This window comes from Acidovorax radicis (assembly GCF_020510705.1).
GTDB lineage: Bacteria > Pseudomonadota > Gammaproteobacteria > Burkholderiales > Burkholderiaceae_C > Acidovorax > Acidovorax radicis_A.
Genome location: NZ_CP075184.1, coordinates 4,197,995 through 4,220,601, shown reverse-complemented (window position 1 = coordinate 4,220,601; position 22,607 = coordinate 4,197,995). Strand labels below are relative to the sequence as shown.

Here is a 22,607-nt window from a genome sequence, read left to right as displayed (position 1 = left end):
ACCTCGCCCGGAAAACTGTCGATACAAAAACCAAAGAGATTCGCTTGTGGTTTTTGCGCCGCCATGTCCACGTCCCCATTTGGAGATCACGCAGATATCCATCAACAATCGAGACAACTGATCAGCACTTGAAATGCAAATTTGCTAAAGAGGAGCCTGATCTGCATTTTTATGACTGGAACCAACACGTCCCCGATGTTCAGGTTGAGGCTCAAATGCGCTGTCAACCACTTCAAGCATCGGATGCTGGAGGCGGCGCATGAGCCTGGAATTTCTCAGGGAAAGTCGGTCCTCACACGCATGACGGAAGTACTGACTAGAGCGCCATTCGACCCAAGAACCTGGGACAGTTGGTTTGGTGATGCGCCGCCTCGTGTTCAACGTGCAGCAATCGGAAGGCTGGATCAGTTCTTTGATGCCAAGGCGGGTAGGCTGAGGGAAAGGCGCGGGGAAAGCGGGTTCTATGAAGAGCTGGTGTTCGGAGGCTTGGCCGTGCAGGCTTTGGAACCCGACATGGGTAAGCTGCATCGATCACCTGTTGGGCAGCGGATAAGCCAGTACAGACCGCGAAGTCCACTACATCTTCATTTGGACGCTCTGGACGTGGCAGCGCTTGAAAATGATCAGGTGCACAAGGGGTTATGTCTTTGGGACGCGAAAGCGGTGCTATCGAATCGGGTAATGGAGTGTTTGCACGACAGGTGGAACCACCGGAGCGGCACGGTGTACGAGTCCCTGCCATCCGACATGGAACTTGCCATGCTTGAGTTGTCCGACGCCGATCGACAGTCCGCCGAAAAGGAGTTCACCTTTGGCCCGCTGGCGTTTCAGAACCTCATGAGGATGGCGCCACAACCGATGTACGAGGCGCGCTTGAACCAGCTTGATTTCTCCGCAAGCCAGGTTCACAAAACGATGTTTGGCATCGCAGCGGACGCTTCTTTCTTGAAAGGAGATCGATTGACTGCTTGGTGTCTTGACGCAGCTACGGCTGCGCTGGCGCTGCAGTCAATGAGTTGGCGGTTTCAGCTAGACATGCTGGCTTCGGGGCGCGCCATCGTGATGCCTGAGATTTGGTATCTGGATGCGATGCAGGCACTATTTTTCGGCCCCGATGATGAGGATGCATTGTCCGAGGCTTTGGGGCGCGCGAACGAGATGGGCCAGTTTCAGTGGTTGCCAGATACATACGACGCATTGCTGGCGGCCCGCGATCAGTATCACGCCTTGCTTGCCCAACTGGGGTTGCAACCAGAGACTCTCTGGCAGATCGCTGAAGGTTTTGATCAAGCCCACCCGGCGGCTATGCGGAAAGGGACCTAACTAGTTTCCAAACTGTGCCGAAAGACCTCCCGGTGACTGCGTACCTATCAGCGGTTGCAGGTGCGCAGCCCAAGATAGGCCTCATTGAGGCGGACGGAAAGTTCTATGCCCCAGGCACCTCGCCCTCCGAGGTGGTGGCAGCTTCTCTCATGTGCGACGACCTTGCGTCGCAAATGATCCCGTACTGCCACAGAAAACTCGCGTCATTCGATGGAGACAAGAAGGCGACAGTACAAGCCGCATTGAAAGACCTTCTTGCCAAGCGTTGTGTACCGATGAGCAGTGCGTTTGGATCATGCACAAAGTCGTGGACGAGTTGAATTGGTCTGTTGGTGAGCACATTTAGCGCCTCTGAACCATCAGGTCCAGATGAATAAACAGGTGTGCCCCTCGCAGGACCTATCGAGAACCAGCGCACAGAACAACTACTGCCTTCTGGAGCAAACGCCCGCACATGAAAAATCCGCATTATGAGTACTTGGGAAGGCGCATGCGTGAGTACCACCGCATGCACCAGTGGCGCCTGTCGGACGGCGGCCTGTTCATTCCTCACGCGTACTGGAACATGGGGCCTGACAGCCTGTCGACTTGGGACGACGTAGGCTTCATTCTCAATGGGCGGCGCATCATCGTCTGGTGGCAACACCCTCGACGGGTCTATGGGGCAGCAATTTCCTCCATGGCATGGAAGGAAGCAGGGAATGGCCCTCGCGATGACTGGCTCTTCCAGGGAGGGACCAAGAACTACAAGATGGTTGGCAAGTCGAAAAGGCGCAAAAAGCTGTTCACCACCACCAGTCGCGCACCCTCTGAAGCCCAGACACGGCACTACGCAAAGCTCCAGGAAATTGAAGAACGGCTGACCCGGCATGGGATTGACTTGGAGGTCCACCCGTCATGGAAATGGGAGCGCCTTAGTTGGGCGATGGGCGTCAGCCTTGTGGCTCCGCTTGAGGTCCGAAATGAAACGGAACTGGCTGAAGTGGCGCGCCTGGCCCGAGAGCTTATCTTGCAGAAAACCAGTTTGGCCCAAGAGTTTCCGGGCTTTGTGTACGACAAAGCAATCTGGCTTCGTGAGCAGGCCTTACTGGCTCACGACCTCCCCGACGCCATGAAGTGAAAAGCTGACGAGGCTTAAAGGGCCAGGAGAGATATCCGCTGTACGAGGCAATTTGAAAGGAGTTGATGTGACGACTGACGCTGCCAGCTATCCAGGCGTTCCGGAAGATTTTCCGGTGACTGCGATTCCCTCTACCATTGGGGGAGCTCATCCAAAGATGAGCCTGGTTGAGGAAGATGGAAAGTTCTATGCCCCAGGTACTTCGCCGTCAGAGGTCATTGCTGCTTTCCAGATGTGTGACGATCTGGTCTCGCAGATGGTTCCGTACTGTCAACGAAAACTGGCGACCTTCGGAGGGGACCAGGAAGCGACGGTGAAGGCTGCGCTAAAAGGTCTTTTGGCCAAGCGATGGTGCTCAGATGCGCAGTGCGCGTGGATCATGCGCAGGGTTGCGCGAGAACTGCAGTGGCCTGTGGGTGACAGTGCTTTGGATATCTGAGCCCTTTGGCTTGTCACCCCGGCGGGGGATGATGACCATGTTGTGCCCCCTGGCTACGAGCCCGCATGAAGCTGCAGGAAATTCCCTATTCGAATTGGTTTCTATCTTGGACTCTGTGCTCCAGTCCGCCCCACCCGACGCCAGGTATGCCGTTAACAAGAAACAGCTAAATGCCGGTGCCGTAGTGGCGGCCCAACAACCAAGCGGACCAGGCTGCGATTCTGATGAAGCATTGTTAGCGCCGAAGCCAGTTTCAGCCAGATCTTCCCAAATGTGCCGGTAGTGGACTGGCAGAGCCAGCGACCCGTGACACACGGGAAGAGCCTGCGCCAGCAGCGATATACAGAACTCTTGGAGCCAGTGCCGTGCGAGCAACCATCCTCAGTCCCTCGGTTTTAACGATCCCGCAGTTTCTCAGTCCTGGGGAGTGTGAAAGCCTAGTGCAACTCGCCGAGCAAGCAGGTTTCAGCGCTGCCGAGGTGAGGATGAACACCGGCCAGAAATCAATGCCCAATGTGCGAAACAATGAGCGCACCACGGTAGAAAATCCTGCGTGGGTTGCGTTGCTTTGGCAGAGACTGAGTCAGGTTGATCTGCCAGAGGTCGATGGAGCGCAGGCAGTAGGACTTCCCAAAGATCTGCGCTTTTACAAGTACGGGTCTGGCCAGCGATTCAAGATGCACAAAGACGGCCCATGGCACGAGCAAGGCTTGTCCAGCCAACTGACCTTCCTCGTTTACCTGAACGATGGTTTTGTGGGCGGAGCTACTGACTTCAAAGAGTTTCAGGTGGTTCCAACAACAGGCACCGCCCTGGTCTTTGTGCACGACACCTGGCACGAAGGTGCTGAGGTGACGGATGGCACAAAGTACGTGCTTCGCTCGGACGTGCTGTTTTCTGGATAGAACGGCCATCGTTGTTTCAGCTGCGACCATGGCTCGATGAAGTTTTTTCGCATCCCGGATGCATCATGTGGCCGCTGGTGAAGCAGGTGCGGGCGCTCCCGGTCGTGAGGTTTTGTCACTGTAGGTCGCGGCCAATCACGCGACAGCAAGGCTTGCGTCGCCTCAATTTGCCTCAGGCAAAGCCCGGACTGGCGTCTTATCGCTAATTATCAGGATTTTGATAATTCATATTGTGAAATATTCACCCTGACGCCGCCCACGAATTGCAGTGCCTCCAAGCGCGATCGGCTTCAGCGCCAACCACCAGCCCGATGCCTGGAACGCGCAAGCTGCGGCTGGGGGATGTCTGCTCCCTGCACCAATATTTGTTGTCCAAACCTTGAATCTGCTTACAGTGAGCTCCAAGGAGGAGACAGATGCAGGTCATACCGAACAAGATGGGTCGCAGTCTTCAGAAATCACTGCTTTCGGCGCTCGCGGTCGCACGCTCCATGGCCTTGGTCGCAGGCGCACTGGCACTTTCCAGTGCTGCCATGGCCTTTCAGATTGCGCCCATGGGCTCGGCATTTGAATCCAAACTGACCAACGAGACTGAAGACTCCTTGGCGGATGTGGCTGGCAGATTGGGTGTGCTCATCAAGGGCCGTGTCCATGAAGAGATCACACAGATTGCCATGGGCTGTCCGGTCGAGCCCGCCAACCTGGCTCAGGACGCTACCTGCAGCATCCGAGACCTGCCTTTTGTGACGCCCTATGTCATTTACGGTGTCCGCTGGAATGATCTGCCACCGTTCAAGCTGTTACCCGATGAAGGCAATTGCACCTACCTGGGCAAGTCGTGCATCGTGGGCCAGACCATCCGGTTTTCCACACAGCCGCTGTGCTGGTACTGCCTCTTCAAGGACGCGGAGAAGAAGGCCCAGACCAAAACGATTGTGGGCTGCAGCAAGGCTCAAGGTACTGTTCACGGCAATGTGATGACCCGATCACACTTCGGAGACTTACAGTTCCTGCATGCGATGGCCAGTGAAGAAGGGGTGCACCCCGGTGCAACACGGGCCAAGGTGCTGGACTGGCTGGAGTTCGCCTGGAAAGTGTCCTCGCGGGAGATCAAGCCCGATACCTTTCTTCGGGATATCGATAACGCAACACTGAAGGAGCACTTTGGGTGCACGCAGTGGCGGGTCTCCGATCTCTACATCCTGGGGCACCAGGACAAGCTGCTTCCCTACCTGCACCATGTGGCGTTCGGGTCCGTGCTGCACACCGTGCAGGACTCATTTGCTGGCGCCCATTCTTCACGGGAGGCCACGCCACCCGGCGGTATGTGCAAGGACACTGCTTTTGCGCAGCCTCGGCGAATTGTGGAACTCCATACCTATGGCGCCCAGGATGGCGGCCTGCATGATGAGCAAGACACCCGGGATGCCATGACCCGCGTGAGTGCTGCAGACAAGTGGCCGGACGCGGTGGAAGCCACGCGCAATCTGGCGCGTTTCTATGATGACCGCGCCAAATGGACGGATGTCCAACCCTACATGCAGTGCCTGTTTGAACTGGCGGATGAACGCAAGGACTCTTCGCCGGGAGAGCCGTATCGTCGCCGCTGAGGACGTGGCAGGGGCAAATCGCCCCCACCCACTCACTGCGGATTGAGCAATGCCAGTGCCTTACGCTTGCCGAATTTGAGCACCTGGGCAATGCGCTCTAGCTGCGCAGCCCGTGGGTGCACCCGACCTGATTCCCACTTGTAGACGGATAGCGATGACGCGCCCAGCAGCAGGGCCATCTCTTTCTGTGTGATGCCCAGCGCTGCTCGTTTTTCACCCAGGGCCAGTGCGTTGAATTGGACCTGTCTTGCCTTCTTGGCCCCGGCTTCTTCGATCGCAGCTTTGGCTTTGGGCTCATCCGCTACTTTGACCTGGCGTCGAGAGGCCTTGAGCTGAGAAGTCAGCGCCTTCACCTCGCGTTTCAATGCCGCGATCTCGGACCGATGGCTGGTGATGGCCTTGCGCATGCCCTGCAGCTCGGGCTTGATTTCCTTGCGCGCCATGCGGGCGACTTCAGCGCGAAAGGCATTGGAAAAAGTGTTCATCGGCTCGATGGTAGCTCTTGTGCCGACGCACTGACTGGACATCTACTGAACCAGGCGGCCAAAAAAAACCGCCAGCGGCACTGGGCCCGTTGCGGTTTTGAACGAGGCCATGCGGCCAAATATGCCGCTGCTTGCTTGCCAGCCTTGAGCTTGCAGGGCACCCGCTGTATGGTGACGCAGTTCGCAAGGAGTTGATATGTCGATTGACCGTGCCAGCTATCCAGGCGTGCCGGAAGATTTCCCGGTGACGGCGGTTCCCTCTGCCCTTGCGGGCGCCCAGCCCAAGATGGGCCTGGTTGAGGAAGATGGGAAGTTCTATGCCCCGGGCACTTCGCCCTCAGAGGTCATAGCAGCTTTCCAGATGTGTGACGATCTGGTCTCGCAGATGGTCCCGTACTGCCAACGAAAGCTGGCGACCTTTGAAGGGGACCAGGAAGCGACGGTGAAGGCGGCGTTGAAAGGTCTTCTGGCCAAGCGATGGTGCACGGATGCGCAGTGCGTGTGGATCATGCATAGGGTCGTGCGAGAGTTGCAGTGGCCAGTGGGCGAAAGCGCTTTGGGCATCTAAAAGCTTTGGCTCGTCACCCCTGCGCGGTTTGATGGAAGATCATGGCTATGGCCAATGACCAACTGCTCGTGGACAACAACCACATCGAGAACCAGATACGACCGATTTCCATTGGGCGCGACAACTGGTTGTTTGCCGGCTCGCTTCGGGCGGGCAAGCGCGGTGCCGCTGTGATGTGCCTGATTCAAAGCGCTCGGCTCAATGGCCATGACCCGTACGCTTACCTCAAAGATGTGCTGACGCGCCTGCCAACCCAACAGGCCAGCTTGATACATGAACTGTTGCCGCATCGCTGGCAGCTGCAGACCAAGCCTGCATCTGCAACACCTCTTCAAGATGAGTTTGTCGCACACTTCCCGAAATCGGCCAGCGGCTCTAGCCAACGGATGCCGCCGGCGAGTAGCATGTAAGTATGCCGAAGAAAACAGCGCAGAAACATCGGTTGAGCCCAACGCACCAGGCTTCGAGTGAAGACCGAGCTTGGCTTGATATCGCGCCTGTCGGCCGCGAATTCGGAAGCCCGGACTATGAGCGACTGACGGCGCTGGATCAAGCCGCCTTCGCAGCTTTCCAATCGTGGGAGCAGGTGCGAAAGTGGCTGGCCGCACCAAACTCTCAGCTTGATGGAGCTTGTCCAGAGGACGCGGCGCGAAGCCCCGATGGACTTAGCAAAGTCATGTCAATCCTGATGGTGGCTGGTGCTCGTGTCAGTGACGACTTCATGCGCGAAATTGAGAATTTGCCTGTCCAGGAACGAGACACGCCAACGGGACTTTAGTAAAGCCTAAATGGCATTCACAAAGTAACTGCGCCGCTCGTCAATATGGGATGGCCGGACGCATATGCTGGGCGTCGCGTCCCCTCCGGCTGTGAGGATTGTCTACAGGCGGTGGCACTGCTCTCCGCAGTTCGACAGTGAAGCACAACTCTGGTCAAACAGGCTTCGGCACTAAAAATGCCCCATCAGAATCGCTGCCGGGTGCGTTCGGTTATTGGACCGCCGCTACGGCAAGGTCGCGGTGCCAACTCGCTCGGTCGTACACAAAGCCCGGGAATTCTTGGGTCAATGTGGTCTTGCGCAAGATGAGGCCACTGGCTAGGCGCGCCACTTCTGCAAGCTCCTGTTCATTTCGTACTTCCATCGGCGCCACAAGGCTCACGCCCATCGCCCAATTGAGGCGCACCCATTTCCATGAGGGTTGAACTTCCAGGTCAATCCCATCCTGGGTCAGCCGTTCTTCGACCTGCCGCAGTTTGGCGTAGTGCTGTGTTTTCGCCTCAGAAGGCGCACGACTGAGGTAACTGCTCAGTTTTTTCCGCTTGCCCGACTTGCCGACCATCTTGTATTTTTTGGTCGCCCCCTCGCGGAGCCAGTCGCCCTGCGGACCGTCACCCGCCTCTTCCCAGGCCATGGACGTGATGGCCTCCCTGTAGACATGCCGAGGGTGTTGCCACCAAACAATGACGCGCCGGCCATTGAGGATGAAACCCACATCGTCCCAGGTTGACAGGCTTTCCGGCGCAATGTTCCAGTAGGCGTGCGGGATGTACAGGCCGCCCTCTGACAGGCGCCACGGGTGCGTACGGTGATATTCACGCATGCGCCGACCCAGAAGCTCATAGTGGGGATTCTTCATGTGAATCCTTCCGTGGAGGAGGGATGTGAATACTCAGCGCGAATGTTCAAGACAAATCCTGCGAAGAGTGTATGGCGACGAAAAAAACCGGGCTACGACCGTGAATGATATGGGTAATAGGGCGCAGCAGGATCTGCTGCGAGACTGGGATCGCATTGCGCCTATGGGTCGCGAGTTCAGCAGTCTCGACTATGAGCGACTGGCAGAATTCGATAGCCTGGCGTTCAAGGCCAAAGGAAGTCTGTTTGCGGCCCACCGTTGAGCAAGCCCAGCAGGTGTTGATCATCCCGACACGAGGACGCATCGGCTTGGTCTTCCAGGTGTAGTAGCCGCTTGGATGTACAGCCAGGACCTTGGACAGACAGAGAACGCTGTCTGCAGTTTCAGGGCACGCGATGAATGCGTATTTCGGCTTTGCAGCGATTGCCGTCGTTGAAATCGGATCGACGAACTCACGGTATGTGGTGCGCAGCGGTCATCGCATTGCGCCGGCGCAGAACAAAAAAGGCATCGCGAGCGATGCCTTCAGGCTGCAAGCAGCAGATGCAATGGCCTCGGTCAGAGGGCCTGGACCAGTTCCGGCACCGCAGTGAACAGATCGGCCACAAGCCCGTAATCGGCCACGCTGAAGATAGGCGCCTCAGGGTCCTTGTTGATCGCCACGATCACCTTGGAGTCCTTCATGCCGGCCAGATGCTGGATGGCACCCGAGATACCGGCGGCGATGTACAGCTGCGGCGCCACGATCTTGCCGGTCTGTCCCACCTGCAGGTCGTTGGGGGCATAGCCCGCATCCACGGCCGCACGGCTGGCACCGATGGCGGCGCCCAGCTTGTCGGCCAGCGGGGTCATCACTTCGTCGAACTTTTCCTTGCTGCCCAAGGCGCGGCCACCCGAGACGATGATCTTGGCGGCGGTGAGTTCGGGGCGGTCGTTTTTGGCGATCTCGCTGCCCATGAAGGTGCTCTTGCCTGTGTCGGCGGTGGCCGCAGCGGTTTCGACGGCGGCGGAGCCACCGGTGGCGGCGGCGGCGTCAAAACCCGTGGTGCGCACGGTGATGACCTTGGTGGCATCGCCGCTTTGCACGGTGGCAATGGCGTTGCCCGCGTAGATCGGGCGCTCGAAGGTGTCGGCGCTCACCACTTTGGTGATGTCGCTGATCTGGGCCACGTCGAGCTTGGCAGCCACGCGAGGGCCCACGTTCTTGCCGCTGGCGGTGGCGGGGAACAGGATGTGGCTGTAGCCAGACGCGATGGCCAGCACCTGGGCCGACACGTTCTCGGCGAGGCCGTGTTCGAGGCCGGGGGCGTCGGCGTGGATGACCTTGGCAACGCCAGCGATCTGGCCCGCTGCAGCGGCAGCAGCGCCTGCGTTGTGGCCTGCGACCAGCACGTGCACGTCGCCACCGCAAGCGACCGCAGCCGTGACGGTGTTGAGCGTTGCGCCCTTGATGGACGCGTTGTCGTGTTCAGCAATAACGAGTACCGACATCTAGATCACCTTCGCTTCGTTCTTGAGTTTGTCGACCAGAGCGGCGACGTCAGCCACCTTGATGCCTGCGCCGCGCTTGGCGGGCTCGGTCACCTTGAGGGTTTTGAGGCGCGGAGTGACGTCCACGCCGAGGTCTTCAGGCTTGACGATGTCCAGCTGCTTTTTCTTGGCCTTCATGATGTTGGGCAAGGTGACGTAGCGGGGCTCGTTCAGGCGCAGGTCGGTGGTGATGACGGCGGGCAGCGTGAGGGCCAGGGTTTCCAAGCCGCCATCCACTTCACGGGTGACGTTGACCTTGTCAGCCAGCAGCTCGACCTTGTTGGCGAACGTGGCCTGGGGCAGGTCGGCCAGGGCCGCCAGCATCTGGCCGGTCTGATTGGCGTCGTCGTCGATGGCCTGCTTGCCCAGGATGACCAGCGAAGGCTGCTCTTTGTCGATCAGGGCTTTGAGGATCTTGGCCACAGCCAAGGGCTGCAACTCGACATCGGTTTCGACCAGGATGGCGCGGTCGGCACCAATGGCCATGGCTGTGCGCAGGGTTTCCTGGCACTGCGTGACACCACAGGACACAGCGATGACTTCGGTCACCAGGCCCTTTTCCTTCAGGCGCACGGCCTCTTCGACGGCGATTTCGTCAAAAGGGTTCATGCTCATCTTCACGTTGGCGATGTCCACACCCGTGTTGTCCGACTTCACGCGGACCTTCACGTTGTAGTCCACCACGCGCTTGACAGGGACGATGATTTTCATGGGGTTCAGCTCCTTTAGATTTTTTCCAGCACCACGGCAATGCCTTGACCCACCCCGATGCACATGGTGCAGAGCGCATAGCGCCCGCCCAGCGTGTGCAGTTGGTTCACGGCCGTGGTCGCGAGGCGTGCACCGCTGGCGCCCAGCGGGTGCCCCAGGGCGATGGCTCCGCCCCACTGGTTCACGCGCTGGTCGTCGTCGGCCAGCCCCAGGTCGCGCAGCACGGCCAGGCCTTGGGCGGCAAAGGCTTCGTTGAGCTCGATCACGTCCATGTCGGTCAACGTCAGACCCGTCTGGGCCAGCACCTTACGCACAGCGGGCGCCGGGCCGAAGCCCATGATGCGCGGCGCCACGCCGGCCGTGGCCATGCCGACCACGCGGGCGCGCGGCGTGAGGCCGTATTGCCTAGCCGCCGCCTCATTGGCGAGCAGGAGCGCGCAGGCACCGTCGTTCACGCCGGAGGCGTTGCCCGCGGTCACGGAGCCACCTTCGCGGACTACGCCCTGGAGCTTGGCCAGCGCCTCCAGCGTGGTGGCGCGGGGGTGTTCGTCCTGGCTGACTACGATGGCGTCACCTTTCTTCTGGACGATGGAGACGGGTACGATCTCGCGCGCTAGGTAGCCCGCGACGATGGCGGCGGTGGCCTTCTGCTGGCTGGCCAGGGCCATTCGGTCCTGGGCCTCACGCTCGATCTTGAAGTCGTCGGCCACGTTCTCGGCAGTTTCGGGCATGGAATCCACGCCGTACTGGGCCTTCATCAGCCTGTTCACAAAGCGCCAACCAATAGTGGTGTCATACACGGAGTTGCTGCGGCTGAAGGCGGATTCGGCCTTGGGCATTACAAACGGGGCGCGACTCATGGATTCCACCCCACCGGCGATCATCAGGCGGGCCTCGCCAGACTTGATGGCACGCGCAGCACTCCCTACAGCGTCCAGACCCGAGCCGCACAGGCGGTTGATGGTGGCGCCTGGCACCTCGATGGGGAGGCCGGCCAGCAGGGCTGACATGCGCGCCACATTGCGGTTGTCCTCGCCGGCTTGGTTGGCGCAGCCATACAGTACGTCGCTCACCGCCGCCCAGTCCACGCTGGGGTTGCGCTGCATCAGCGCCTTGATGGGCAGAGCGCCCAGGTCGTCGGCTCGCAAGCTGGAGAGCGCGCCGGCATAGCGACCGAAGGGGGTGCGGATGGCGTCACAGATAAAGGCTTGTGTCATGGGGAATCAAACGTCAAGTAGCAAAGAAATGTTACCCAGGCGCGCGCCGTGGCCGCTGGCCTGAACCAGGAATTCCATGTCGCACTGCAACGCGCTGCGCGGCTGTTGGCGGGCCCAGTGAACGGGGCCACCTTCCCAGCGCGGAAAGCCGTAGCCATGCACTAGCACCACGTCGATGTCGGTGGCGCGCAGCGCTACTCCCTCCGCGAGCAACCACGCGGCCTCGTTGACCATGGTCAGCATGACGCGGCGTGTGATTTCTTCCGGCAAAACGGGGCGTCGGGCGACGCCGCGTCGCACAGAAGCATCGACAATGAGGCCGCGCACGGCTTCATCGCTGGCCGTCGAGGCCTTGCCGTCCGTATAGCAGTAGTAGCCCGCGCCCGTTTTGCGCCCCATGCGTCCTCGCTCGCACAGATGGTCGAGCACGTCCACGTAGCGCTCGCGTGGATCGCGTGTGGCCGCGCGTGCGCGGCGCATGCGCCAGGCGATGTCCAGGCCCGACATGTCAGCAACGGCGAACGGGCCCATGGCGAAGCCGAAATCCTGCAGCGCGCGATCCACGTCCTCGGGCCAGGCGCCGTCCTCCAGCATATATTCGCACTGGCGGCGGTACGCATCGTAGATGCGGTTGCCAATGAAGCCGAAGGCATTGCCGCAGGGCACCGCCATCTTATGCAGCTGCTTGCCCAGGGCCATGCCCGTGGCGAGAACGTCGGGGGAGGTCTCGCGACCGCGCACCACTTCGAGCAGCTTCATCACGTTGGCCGGGCTGAAGAAGTGCAGGCCAATCACGTCGCCGGGCCTGCGCGTTACCGACGCAATGGCGTCGATGTCGAGGTAGGACGTATTGGTCGCCAGCACGGCACCGGCCTTGGCGTGCAGGTCGATCTGGCGGAAGACGGCCTGCTTGACCGCGAGTTCCTCGAACACTGCCTCGATGACCACATCCGCATCACCCAGGCGCTGCCAGTCGGTGGCGCCAGACAGCCGGGCCTCGCGTTCTGTTGCTGCCTCCACGGATATTTTCCCTTGGGACACGCGTTGGGCGTAGTGGTCGCGTACCCGCTGCAAGCCGCGCTCCAGAGCCGCGTCGTCCTGCTCCATAAGGAGTACCGGCAGTCCGGCATCCAGCGACGCGATCGCGATGCCCGATCCCATGGTGCCGGCACCAATCACGGCAATGCGGCTGAACGGCCTCGGCGCGTCGTCCACGGACGGCTTCATCGCCTGCCGTTCGGCAAAAAAAAGGTGCCGCAGCGCGTGCGCCTCGGCGCCCAAGCGCAGTCGGTTGAAGACCTCGCGCTCGGCTTGCAACGCCTGCGCAATGGGCTGCGTTGCCGCGGCCTTGATGGCTTCGATGGCTGCGACCACGGGCGGGCGCTGCCGGCCCGCCCGCAGGGCGGCCTCTTGCGCCTTTTGAATCTGCTGTGGCGATTCCTGCGGCACGGTTTCTTCGGCCACGCGGCACTTGCGGCCCTGGAGTTGGCGGGCGAACTGCACGGCGGATGTGCGCAGATCGCCTTGCGCGATGTGGTCGATCAGACCCAGCCGGCTCGCCTCAAGGGTAGGCACGCGGGTGCCCGCGCAGATAAGGCCAATGGCACGCGCGATGCCCACCCGGCGTGTGAGTCGCTGCGTACCGCCCGCCCCAGGAATCATGCCGAGCGTGACTTCAGGAAGGCCGACGACGGCTTTCTCGTCCGCCACGCGGGCATCGCAGCCGAGGGCCAGCTCGAATCCGCCCCCCAGCGCCGCACCGTGGATGGCTGCGACGATGGGCTTGCTGCATGCCTCTATCGCCGCGATCACGGCAGGCAATTGCGGGTCTTCCAGCGGCTTGCCGAATTCCTTCAGGTCGGAGCCTGCCATGAAGGTGGCGCCCGCGCCAATGATCACGGCGGCCTGCCACTCGGGAGTGCACTCCAGCGACTCGACCGCTTGCAGCAAGCCCCGGCGCACTTCGAGCGCCCCAGCGTTGATGGGCGGGTTGTGAATCTCGATGACGAGCACGTCGTTCTGCGCATGGCAGCGGACGGCTGGGATGGGAGAAGTGTTCATGGCATGAATGAGGTTGATGACTGGAACCAGTCCGTCAAGATCGTGTTGATGGGGCCGCTCTGCTCGTACTGCACCCAATGGCCTGCATCCGGCACGATGCGCAGCTCCCACGCCGGGTTGCTTGCGCGCACGATGGGCCCCATGTCGTCCGGCACAGCCGTCACGTCGTGCTCTCCCCAGATCAGCAGCAACTCGCCCCGGTATCGGGAGAGCGCGTCGAGCAGGTTTGCCGCGCGCGAAAATGCCTTGCTGCGATAGCGGGTGGCGTGGGAGGCGCATGCATGCACCACCAGCGCCTTGGCATCCACGTGCGATGCCTGGTGCAACATCAGCGCGCGCAGGTTGTGGGCATGGACCTCCCACCGTGCCCGCCCCTCAACCCGGCGCCAGTCGCGCAGCTCCCAGAGCGGGCGCCGCGCGCCGCCATGTCCGGCCGTGCCCAGCAGCGCAAGACGGCGTACCCGGGTGCTGACGCTGGCGAGCTGCGCCGCAGTCAATCCACCGAACGAGAAGCCCGCCAAGCAGAAAGCCGCATCGCCCAGCAGATGCAGAAGTCCTTCATCAAGCGCCTTGACCAGGCGCTCCTGGCGATCGGCATCGTGCGGATGCCCCGGTAACACGTCGGAATCACCGAAGCCGGGCATGTCGGGCACCCACACGCTGAACCGTGTGGCCAGCGTCTCGATGTTCCGCGCCCAGTGCATCCATGAGCCGTGGCCGCCATGGAGAAGCACCAGGTCGGGGCCGCGTCCCCAATGCCGCCAGCACAGGCGTGCATCATCGTGCCGCGTTTCGTGGCGGCTCCCCTGGGCCGCCAGTTGCCGCAGGGAGCGTCGGGCCGCCGCCAGATCTCTCGGGTCAGGTAGGCACGGGGTCATGTCTGGAAGATCAGGGCATCGACAGCAGTCACGCCCTGCCCTTCGGGCAAGATCAGCAGCGGATTCACCTCGGCTTCGGAAACGCGCAGTTCCGGCTTCAAGGCCAGCTGCGAGAGCGCGCTCACGGTGTGCGCCAAGGCCTCCAGATCGCCCCGCGCCTTGCCGCGCAGGCCCGTCAGCGGCTTGAGGGCATTGACCTCTGAGATCATCCCGCGCGCAGTCTCCACTGTCACTGGCGCCAGGCGAATGCTGCGGTCTTTTGCCACCTCGGCCCAAATGCCACCTGCGGCCAGCATGATGATGGGGCCCGCATCTGCGTCCACGCGGTAGCCCACCAGCACTTCGCCCAGGCCTTTTTGCATGGGCTGCACCAGCACTTCGTCGCAGGCAGCCTGGGGTGCTTTCTCGTCCAGGTTGCGCCGCAACGTGGCCATGGCGGCGGCCAGCTCCGCATCGCTTCCGATGTTCAGCAGCACGCCACCGACCTCGGTTTTGTGCGGAATATCTGCCGAGCAGACCTTGGCCACCACGGGGTAGGCAAAGGGCAGCGGTGCGGCCTCGCTGCCAAAGCGGCGCAGCACGGCGGGCGCGTGGGGCACGCCCACAGCGTCGAGGATGCCGTATGCGTCGGCCTCGCTCAGTGCGCGCGCCGGGCCGGGGGCGGGCAGCAGCGGCTCCTGGCCCGGCTGGCGACGCGCCAGCACGGCGGCGATGGCGTCGCCACAGGCCTCGGGAGAGCGAAAGCACGGTACGCCCGCTGCGGTGAGCGCGGCCAATGCCTCGGGCGCGTCGGGCACCAACATGGCGGCCAGCGGCTTGGGTTGCCCTGCGCATTCGACGATGGGCTTGACGGCCAGCTGCGGCTGAAAGCGCGCCGACGAACCCACCACGGCCAGCACCAGATCAAATTCGGGCGCGGTGAGCAAAATGTCCAGCGTGCCCTTCATGGTTTCGTACTTGGTGCCCGCCAGCGTCATGTCGAGCACACGGCCCGGCGTGCAGGGCAGGCCCGCCTGCGCCAGGCGCTGGAGCGTTGCAGCCGAGGGCGGCTCCACCACCACGCCCCGGATGCCCAGCTGGTCCACCGCCATGGCCGCACCGCCGCCGGTGGTGGTAACCACGCCCACACGCTTGGGGGCGCTCTCCAGTGGAATGCGCTTGGCAAGCGGAAAGGTTTCGAGCAGGGCGTCCAGCACGCCCACACGGGCAATGCCCAGGTCCTTGAAAAAGGCGTCGGCGATGTCGTCTTCGCCTGCAATGGCGCCGGTGTGGGTGGTGGCCATCTCGGCGGCAGCGGCGCTGCGCCCGAGCTTGTAGGCAATCACCGGCTTGCCAGCTCGGTGCGCTGCCCGCGCAAACGCGCGCAATTCGGGGCCGTGGCGCAGGCTCTCCAGAAACAGCAGGTAGCCCTCGATGGCCGGGTCGTCCAGCGTAGCGGCGCAGATTTCGCCCACGTTCAGGTCCACCTCGCTGCCCACCGACACCAGCCCCGCAAACCCCACGCCGCGCGCCTTGCCGCGCGAGACCAGCGCGCCAATCATGCTACCGCTGTGCGAGGCGACGAACACCTTGCCCGGCGGAATATCGGACTCGGCAAACGCGGCGTTGGCCGTGAGCACCAGGCCCGTGCGCGGGTTGACCACGCCCAGGCTGCTCGGGCCCAGGATGCGGATGCCCGTCTCGCGGGCAATCTGGCGCAACGCTTCCTCGCGCTGCACGCCCTCACTGCCCGATTCAGAAAAGCCGCTGGCCAGGATGGTGACCACCTTCACACCCAAGCCCGCGCATTCGCGCACCGCGGCGATCACGGTCTCGGTAGGTGTAAGCACGAAAACGTGGTCGGGCACCTCGGGCAGGCTTTGCAGGCTGGGCCAGGCCCGCAGCCCCTGGACCTCGGCCCGCTTGGGGTTGATGGGGTAGATGCGACCGGCAAAGCCTGAGCGCTGCAAGAACTGCACGGGCCGCCCGCCCATCTTGCTGGCGTCATCCGAGGCACCGTAAAGGGCGATGCTGGCAGGATGGAGCAGCGCCTGCGCCAGCTGCGCTGTTGAGTCGTTGTGTGATGTCATTGCGTGTCGATTTTGATGGTCTTGAACTGCTCGCCCCAATGCGCAACCTCGCGCTGGAGATCGCCGCGAAACTCCTCGGGGCTGTTGCCAATCACGATGGCGCCCAGGGATTCCAGCTTGGCTTTGATTTCCGGGGTCTGCAGTGCCTCTAAAGCCGCTGCGTGCAATTTTTTGACGATGGCGGGGGACGTTCCCACGGGGGCCAGCAGGCCGTTCCAGGAGTCCGAGACCATCGCCGGGATACCCGCCTGTGCGAAGGTGGGCACGTCGGGCAGCCCCGACAGGCGCTGCGGGCCGGCCACAGCCAGAGGCTTCACCTTGCCCGCCTGCAGAAATGACATGGCACCGCTGGCGGATACGAAGGCCAAGTCCACATGCCCAGCAATCAAATCCGTCATCACATTGCTGGCCCCTTTGTAGGGGATGTGCGTGAGCTGCACGCCCGCTAGGCGTTGGAGCAACTCGGTCGCCATGTGCTGCGACCCGCCCAGGCCGGTGGTGCCGTAGGTGAGTTTGCCCGGCTCTTTCTTGGCCAGGGCGATGAATTCCTTGACGCTGCCCACGGCCATGTCGTGCCGCACCGCCAGCACACCTGGAGAAGAAGACAGCTTGGAGATAGGCTCAAAACTTTTGACGGCGTCGAATTTCAGCTTTTTGTAGACGTAGCTGTTCATCGTGAGCGGCGCGGCAGCCACCAGCAAGGTGTAGCCGTCGGCCGGGGCAGCTGCCACAGCTTCGGAAGCGATGTTGGAGCCAGCACCGGGGCGGTTGTCGACGATAAACGGCTGTCCCAGCCGCGTCTGCATATGGACCGCAATCATGCGCGCAACCAAATCCGTGGGGCCGCCCGCGGAGTAACCCACGATGATGCGCACGGGCTTGGATGGGTAGGCCGCTTCGGCCATAACGCCACTGGCAAGCCCCAGGGACAGTGCCGCGCAGGCGGCCAGCGAGAAATTACGACGATTCATGTTTGTCTCCTTGATTTTTGGTTATCAGTCTTTGGCCGGACGCTGCGAGAACGTGCGGCCGAAAACACCTTCGGCGATGCGGTTCTTCAGGATTTCTATGGAGCCACCGGCGATCATCCAGCCGCGCGTGCGACGCACGCAGTACTCCACCAGTGACTCCTGGCTGAAACCCATGCCGCCCATGACCTGCAGCGCGTCGTTGGACACTTCCCAGCCGGCCATGTTGCAGGCCAGCTTGGCCATGGCGGTGCTTTGCGCACTGGGCAGGCCATGCTCACCCTCCATAGCCGCGCGGTACAACATCAATTGCGCCTGCTCCAACTTCAGGGCCATGTCGGCAAACTTCCACTGCAGCCCCTGGAACTCGCACAGCTCGCGGCCAAACTGCTTGCGCGTCATGGCATGTTCACGCGCCGTGTTGAAGGCATAGCGGCCCAGGGCCAGCGCACGCGCGGAGTTGCCCAGGCGCTCCACGTTGAAGCCGGAAATCTGCTTCTTGAAACCGCCAGGCCCCAACAGCACGTTGGCGGCCGGGATTCGGCACTCATCAAAATAGAGCTGCGACCACTGCTCGCCGTTCATGAAGTTGGAAGGCGTGCCCACCTGGAAACCAGGGGTGCCGCGCTCGACCAGCACCGAGCCAATGCCGCCCACGCCGGGGCCAAAGCGCACATAGATCAGGAACAGCTCCGCCTCCGGACTGTGGGTAGAAAAAATCTTGCTGCCATTGATGACGTAGTGGTCACCATCCTTGCGGGCGCTGGTTTTGAGCTCGGTGACGGCAGAGCCCGCATCGGGCTCGGTCATGCCCAGCGAGATCAGCTTGCGGCCTGCCAGCAGGTCGGGCAAAAAGCGCTGCTTTTGCTCGGGCGTGGCGTATTCGACAAAGGTGCGGATGGGGCCAAAGTTGCCCGCCTGCACAATGTCGGCGCTCTTGGGGCAGACCAGGGCAATCTGCTCGATGGCCAGCACAGCGTGCATCAACGTGCCGCCCTGGCCGTGGTCTTCCTCGGGGAAGGCAATGCCCAACAGGCCCTGCTCGGCCAGCAATGCGGCAGTTTCCCAGGGGTAGTGGGGCGAATGTGCGCGCTCCAGCGCGCCGTCCTTGAGCTTGGCCTGGGCAAAACGGGCCACCGAATCGGCAAATGCCTGGTGCTCTTCACTGAGTTTGAAATCCATGTGCGTTCCTGCGGGGTGTGTAAGTAGGCTCGATAGTGCCGACGCCACCCTCTTTTGAGAACTTCGTCTTTTGTCATGAGCCCCGACAAATACTCATACCTCCACCACTTCTGTGAAGTTCACAGCAGCACCCGCACGCGCGACCATATGCACCCATGCCAACACCACCGCTGAACTCCATGACCGCTGCCCAACGCTTTGCCACATTCGCCTCGTCCCTGAACCAGGCGCCCCTCACGCCCGAAGTCATCCACCATGCCAAGCGCGCCGTCGTGGACTGGTATGCAGCGCTGCTGCCCGGCGCCATCGAGGCCCCGCCCACGCTGCTGGAGCAGGCCCTCGCCGAGGACCTGGACCGGGGCGGCGCCCGGCTGGCCCTGGGCCGCGCGGCCACCGTGCGCACGGCTGCGCTCATCAACGGCACCGCAGCCCACACCGTGGAGGTGGACGACATCTACCGCGAGGCCATCTACCACCCCGGCGCCCCCACCATCGCCGCTGCGCTGGCGCTGGCCCAGGCACGCCAGGCCACCGGGCTGCAGATGATCCGCGCTGTGGTGGCGGGCTACGAAGTCTCGACGCGCATCGGTGCCGCGCTGGGGCGCACGCACTACCGCTACTGGCACAACACGGGCACCGTGGGCACCTTTGGCGCGGCATCCGCCGCCGCCACGCTGCTGGGGCTGGACGCCGAGCGCCATGCGCATGCGCTGTGTACGGGCGCCACCTTTGCCGCAGGGCTGCAGCAGGCGTTCCGCATGGATTCGATGTCCAAGCCACTGCACGCGGGCCACGCGGCCGAAGCCGGGGTGCTGGCCGCCCTGGCCGCCGAACGCGGCGTAACCGGCTCGCTTGACGTGCTCGACGGTGACGCCGGCATGGGCCGCGCCATGGGCGACGCGCCCGACTGGAACCTGGCCACCGCCACGCTGGGGCAGGACTTCCACATCACGCGCATGACGTTCAAAAACCACGCCTGCTGCGGCCATACCTTTGCGCCCATCGATGGTGCGCTGGAGTTGCAAGCGCGCATGGGCGTGCGTTGGCAAGCGCTGGACGCCATCGAGGTGGCCACCTACAGCCCGGCGCTTGAGGTGGCGGGCAATTTCACCCCCAAAACCGCTGCCGAGGCGCGTTTTTCCATCCCCTTCGTGGTGGCGACGGCCCTGATCCACGGCAGCGTGCGCCTGTCGGCCTTCACGCCCGAGCGGCTGGCCGATGCGGACATCCGCGCACTGATGGCGCGCATCCGGCTCAGCATCGATCCCGCGCTGGACGCCCGCTTTCCGGGCCAGCGGGCCGCGCGCTTGCACTTCACTACCACGGACGGTCGGCAGGCCGAATACCTGCAACCCACGCGCAAAGGCGATCCGGAGCAGCCGCTGACGGACGCCGAACTCTCAGACAAATTCATGGAGCTGGCGGAGCCCGTGGTGGGCGATGGACGCGCGCGCAGCTTGCTGAGCAACCTCTGGGCACTGGACACGCGCACGCACCTGCTGGACCTCTGACAGCCCATGCACAGCGCCACGTCCAAGCTCCTCACGCTGCTGCTGGCATGGGCGGCTGCGGACATCTTTCGCCGCCTGCACATCCCGGTTCCGTGGATGCTCGGCCCGCTGCTGGCCACGGCGCTGGCCACGCTGGCCGGTCTGCCTACCCGCAGCAGCCTGCGGCTGCGCAACGGCGGGCAGTGGGTGATGGGCGCATCGCTGGGCCTGTATTTCACGCCCACCATCGTGGCCCAGCTGGGCGCGCTGTGGTGGGCGGTGCTGGCGGCGGTAGCTTGGTCACTGGCGCTGGGCATGGTGTACGGACACTGGCTGTACCGCTCTTGCGCAGGTCGGTTGCCCGGCGTACCCGATGCGGCACTGCGGCCATCGGCCTACTTCGCGGGCGCCATCGGCGCGGCCTCCGAAATGACACTGCTGGCAGAGAAGGAAGGTGCCCGCACCGACCTCGTGGCCGCATCGCACAGCCTGCGCATGCTGATCGTGGTGCTGGTGATGCCCTTCGGCATGCTGCTGGCCAAGTCGTGGTGGAACCTGGAAGTGGTCAGCCTCGCCCCGCTGGTCAGCGCGCCCTTCACGCTCACTGGAGCGGCCTGGCTGGCGCTGCTGACCATGGCCGGGGGCCTGGCGCTGCATGTGCTGCGCCTGCCCAACCCGTGGTTTCTTGGCCCGCTGCTGGTGGCGATCGCACTGGCGGCCAGTGAAACAGCGCCTGCCGCCGTGCCCACGCTGCTGTCCAACGTGGCGCAGCTGGTGATCGGGGTCAGCCTGGGCGTGCGCTTCAGCCCGCAGTTTTTGCACACCGCGCCGCGCTGGCTGGCGCGCGTGGCACTGGGCACTGTCGGCCTGATCATGGCCTGCGCAGCGTTTGCCCTGGTGCTGGCCTGGGCCACCAAGCTGCATCCGGCCACAGCCATCCTGGGCACGGCACCGGGTGGCATGACGGAGATGTCCATCACCGCCAAGGCGCTGCAACTGGGCGTGCCCGTCGTCACGGCCTTACAGGTGACGCGTCTAGTGGCCGTATTGATTCTGGTGCGGCCGGCCTACCGCCTGTGGGCGACTCGCCTTCGCGAGGGCGCGCACCCGCGACAGCCATGACCAAAGCTCATTCCTGCACGACAAATTGTCGGTTGTGCCGGGGATGTCGCTATGGAACAGTCCCTCCAAGAGGTACATATTTATGCACACCACTGATAGCGAGACAACCGGCAGCACGGGCGAGTGGCTAGCCCACCGCGGCCGCTGGGTCAACGTGACCTTCATGATCAAGAAAGGCGAGGAGGAATACCTCGTCACCCTTCGCGACGGGCACGTGACGCACCTCCAGCCCGGCCCGCACGTGATGCCGCGCTGGACATTTTCACTGGTTGCGGGTGAGGACGCGTGGCAGCGCTTTTGGGCGCATGAGCCGCAACCGCGCTTTCACGACCTGATGGCGATGGTCAAGTTCAAGACGCTGCGGGTCGAGGGCGACCCAACCATCTTCATGAGCAATCTGCTGTACTTCAAGGAGCTGGTCAAGCGGCTCGGAGGGCAACTCCATGCGCGTTGAAAAAGAGGCCGTTACTGGCGGCTATGTGAACTTCGAGATCGAAGGCCGCATGTGCCGCGTGTACTACGAGACGGCTGGCAGCGGCCCACCCCTGTTGTGTCTGCACACGGCGGGCAGCGACACACGACAGTACCGCGCGCTGCTCAACTCGCCAGAACTGACGGCGGGCCACCAGGTGATCTGCTTCGATATGCCCTGGCACGGAAAATCCTCCCCGCCCGAGGGCTGGCAGACACATGAATACCAGCTGACCAGCGCGCTCTATGTGCAGACCATCCTGGCCTTCATGGACGCAATGCAAATCGAGCGCCCCATCGCCATGGGCTGCTCAATCGGCGGGCGCGTGGTGCTGCACCTGGCGCTGCAGCAGCCAGAGCGCTTCAAGGCGCTGATCGGCCTGCAATCGGGCGCGCACGTCCACCCCTACTACGACCTGGACTGGCTGCACCGGCCCGACGTGCACGGCGGCGAGGTGTGCGCCGGCATCGTCTCCGGCCTGATCGGGCCAGGTGCACCGCAGCGCGACCGCTGGGAGACGCTGTGGCACTACATGCAAAGCGGCCCCGGTGTGTTCAAGGGCGACCTGCATTTCTACACAGGCGAGGGCGACCTGCGCGGCCGCGTGCAGCAGATCGACACCGTACGCTGCCCGCTCTACCTGCTCACGGGCGAGTACGACTATTCATGCACGCCCGAAGACAGCCAGGAACTGGCGCGCCTGATCCCCGGTGCACAGCTACAGATCATGCCCGGCCTGGGTCACTTCCCAATGAGCGAGGCACCGCAGGAATTCCTGCGCCACCTTCTACCCGTTCTGCAACGCATTCACACTTCATAA

Annotated in this window: 22 protein-coding genes and 1 pseudogene; 13 read left to right on the top strand and 10 right to left on the bottom strand. The window is 62.6% G+C overall.

Going from position 1 to position 22,607, the window contains the following annotated elements:
- Positions 1–171: 171 nt before the first annotated feature.
- From KI609_RS19305 to KI609_RS19285, 5 genes are all read left to right on the top strand, one after another.
- Positions 172–1,323 (top strand): hypothetical protein, encoded by a 1,152-nt coding sequence (locus tag KI609_RS19305; RefSeq protein WP_226445161.1) that lies wholly within the window; start codon positions 172–174, stop codon positions 1,321–1,323.
- Between the two features lie 454 nt (positions 1,324–1,777).
- The gene (locus KI609_RS19300) at positions 1,778–2,443 is read left to right on the top strand and encodes a hypothetical protein (protein WP_226445160.1); all 666 of its coding nucleotides are present in this window, start codon (positions 1,778–1,780) and stop codon (positions 2,441–2,443) included.
- 67 nt (positions 2,444–2,510) lie between these two features.
- Positions 2,511–2,882 carry a hypothetical protein gene (locus KI609_RS19295; protein WP_226445159.1) on the top strand — a complete coding sequence of 124 codons (372 nt, stop codon included), beginning with the start codon at positions 2,511–2,513 and terminating at the stop codon, positions 2,880–2,882.
- Positions 2,883–3,247: 365 nt separating this feature from the next.
- Complete coding sequence (locus KI609_RS19290) at positions 3,248–3,787, top strand: prolyl hydroxylase family protein (RefSeq protein ID WP_226445158.1); 540 nt, start codon at positions 3,248–3,250, stop codon at positions 3,785–3,787.
- A gap of 416 nt (positions 3,788–4,203) precedes the next feature.
- Entirely contained in the window at positions 4,204–5,397 is a 1,194-nt protein-coding gene (locus tag KI609_RS19285; RefSeq protein WP_226445157.1) for a hypothetical protein, read from the top strand.
- A gap of 32 nt (positions 5,398–5,429) precedes the next feature.
- Here the strand turns inward: KI609_RS19285 and KI609_RS19280 are convergent, their stop codons facing one another.
- Positions 5,430–5,882: a helix-turn-helix domain-containing protein gene (locus KI609_RS19280; protein ID WP_226445156.1), complete on the bottom strand. Its 453-nt coding sequence runs from the start codon at positions 5,880–5,882 to the stop codon at positions 5,430–5,432.
- Between the two features lie 196 nt (positions 5,883–6,078).
- On the opposite strand from KI609_RS19280, the gene KI609_RS19275 reads away from it, so the two are divergent.
- The 3 genes and pseudogenes from KI609_RS19275 (at position 6,079) to KI609_RS19265 (ending at position 7,228) form a co-directional block, all read left to right on the top strand.
- A complete protein-coding gene (locus tag KI609_RS19275; RefSeq protein WP_226445155.1) occupies positions 6,079–6,450 on the top strand; it encodes a hypothetical protein in 372 nt (123 codons plus the stop codon).
- Between the two features lie 65 nt (positions 6,451–6,515).
- Positions 6,516–6,749 (top strand): annotated as a pseudogene (locus KI609_RS19270) (transposase domain-containing protein); the annotation flags it as partial.
- A gap of 113 nt (positions 6,750–6,862) precedes the next feature.
- On the top strand, positions 6,863–7,228 hold the full coding sequence (locus KI609_RS19265) for an antitoxin Xre/MbcA/ParS toxin-binding domain-containing protein (protein ID WP_226445154.1): 366 nt from the start codon (positions 6,863–6,865) through the stop codon (positions 7,226–7,228).
- A 211-nt stretch (positions 7,229–7,439) separates the two neighbouring features.
- On the opposite strand, the gene KI609_RS19260 is transcribed toward KI609_RS19265, so the two are convergent.
- Complete coding sequence (locus KI609_RS19260; RefSeq protein ID WP_226445153.1) at positions 7,440–8,087, bottom strand: hypothetical protein; 648 nt, start codon at positions 8,085–8,087, stop codon at positions 7,440–7,442.
- A gap of 100 nt (positions 8,088–8,187) precedes the next feature.
- Here KI609_RS19260 and KI609_RS19255 point away from each other — a divergent pair, with 100 nt between their 5' ends.
- Positions 8,188–8,349: a hypothetical protein gene (locus tag KI609_RS19255; protein ID WP_226445152.1), complete on the top strand. Its 162-nt coding sequence runs from the start codon at positions 8,188–8,190 to the stop codon at positions 8,347–8,349.
- Positions 8,350–8,645: 296 nt separating this feature from the next.
- Here the strand turns inward: KI609_RS19255 and KI609_RS19250 are convergent, their stop codons facing one another.
- From KI609_RS19250 to KI609_RS19215, 8 genes are read right to left on the bottom strand one after another with little or no spacing between them, the layout of a single operon-like run.
- Complete coding sequence (locus tag KI609_RS19250; RefSeq protein ID WP_226445151.1) at positions 8,646–9,578, bottom strand: electron transfer flavoprotein subunit alpha/FixB family protein; 933 nt, start codon at positions 9,576–9,578, stop codon at positions 8,646–8,648.
- Positions 9,579–10,328 carry an electron transfer flavoprotein subunit beta/FixA family protein gene (locus tag KI609_RS19245; RefSeq protein WP_226445150.1) on the bottom strand — a complete coding sequence of 250 codons (750 nt, stop codon included), beginning with the start codon at positions 10,326–10,328 and terminating at the stop codon, positions 9,579–9,581.
- Between the two features lie 14 nt (positions 10,329–10,342).
- Positions 10,343–11,545, bottom strand: coding sequence for a 3-oxoadipyl-CoA thiolase (pcaF, locus tag KI609_RS19240; RefSeq protein WP_226445149.1), 1,203 nt, complete (start codon positions 11,543–11,545; stop codon positions 10,343–10,345).
- Positions 11,546–11,551: 6 nt separating this feature from the next.
- Complete coding sequence (locus KI609_RS19235) at positions 11,552–13,606, bottom strand: 3-hydroxyacyl-CoA dehydrogenase NAD-binding domain-containing protein (RefSeq protein WP_226445148.1); 2,055 nt, start codon at positions 13,604–13,606, stop codon at positions 11,552–11,554.
- Positions 13,603–14,484, bottom strand: coding sequence for an alpha/beta fold hydrolase (locus KI609_RS19230; protein WP_226445147.1), 882 nt, complete (start codon positions 14,482–14,484; stop codon positions 13,603–13,605). Before KI609_RS19230 ends, KI609_RS19235 begins: the two co-directional genes overlap by 4 nt.
- Entirely contained in the window at positions 14,481–16,553 is a 2,073-nt protein-coding gene (locus KI609_RS19225) for an acetate--CoA ligase family protein (RefSeq protein WP_226445146.1), read from the bottom strand. Before KI609_RS19225 ends, KI609_RS19230 begins: the two co-directional genes overlap by 4 nt.
- Positions 16,550–17,524 carry a Bug family tripartite tricarboxylate transporter substrate binding protein gene (locus tag KI609_RS19220; protein ID WP_226445145.1) on the bottom strand — a complete coding sequence of 325 codons (975 nt, stop codon included), beginning with the start codon at positions 17,522–17,524 and terminating at the stop codon, positions 16,550–16,552. The genes KI609_RS19225 and KI609_RS19220 overlap by 4 nt, the downstream gene beginning before the upstream one ends.
- Before the next feature lie 24 nt (positions 17,525–17,548).
- Positions 17,549–18,703 carry an acyl-CoA dehydrogenase family protein gene (locus KI609_RS19215; RefSeq protein WP_226445144.1) on the bottom strand — a complete coding sequence of 385 codons (1,155 nt, stop codon included), beginning with the start codon at positions 18,701–18,703 and terminating at the stop codon, positions 17,549–17,551.
- A gap of 179 nt (positions 18,704–18,882) precedes the next feature.
- Here KI609_RS19215 and KI609_RS19210 point away from each other — a divergent pair, with 179 nt between their 5' ends.
- The 4 genes from KI609_RS19210 to KI609_RS19195 all read left to right on the top strand — a co-directional run bounded on the left by KI609_RS19210 (position 18,883) and on the right by KI609_RS19195 (position 22,607).
- Complete coding sequence (locus tag KI609_RS19210) at positions 18,883–20,214, top strand: MmgE/PrpD family protein (RefSeq protein WP_226445143.1); 1,332 nt, start codon at positions 18,883–18,885, stop codon at positions 20,212–20,214.
- Between the two features lie 6 nt (positions 20,215–20,220).
- Entirely contained in the window at positions 20,221–21,315 is a 1,095-nt protein-coding gene (locus tag KI609_RS19205) for an AbrB family transcriptional regulator (RefSeq protein ID WP_226445142.1), read from the top strand.
- Positions 21,316–21,397: 82 nt separating this feature from the next.
- On the top strand, positions 21,398–21,769 hold the full coding sequence (locus tag KI609_RS19200) for a hypothetical protein (protein WP_226445141.1): 372 nt from the start codon (positions 21,398–21,400) through the stop codon (positions 21,767–21,769).
- A complete protein-coding gene (locus KI609_RS19195) occupies positions 21,759–22,607 on the top strand; it encodes an alpha/beta fold hydrolase (RefSeq protein WP_226445140.1) in 849 nt (282 codons plus the stop codon). Before KI609_RS19200 ends, KI609_RS19195 begins: the two co-directional genes overlap by 11 nt.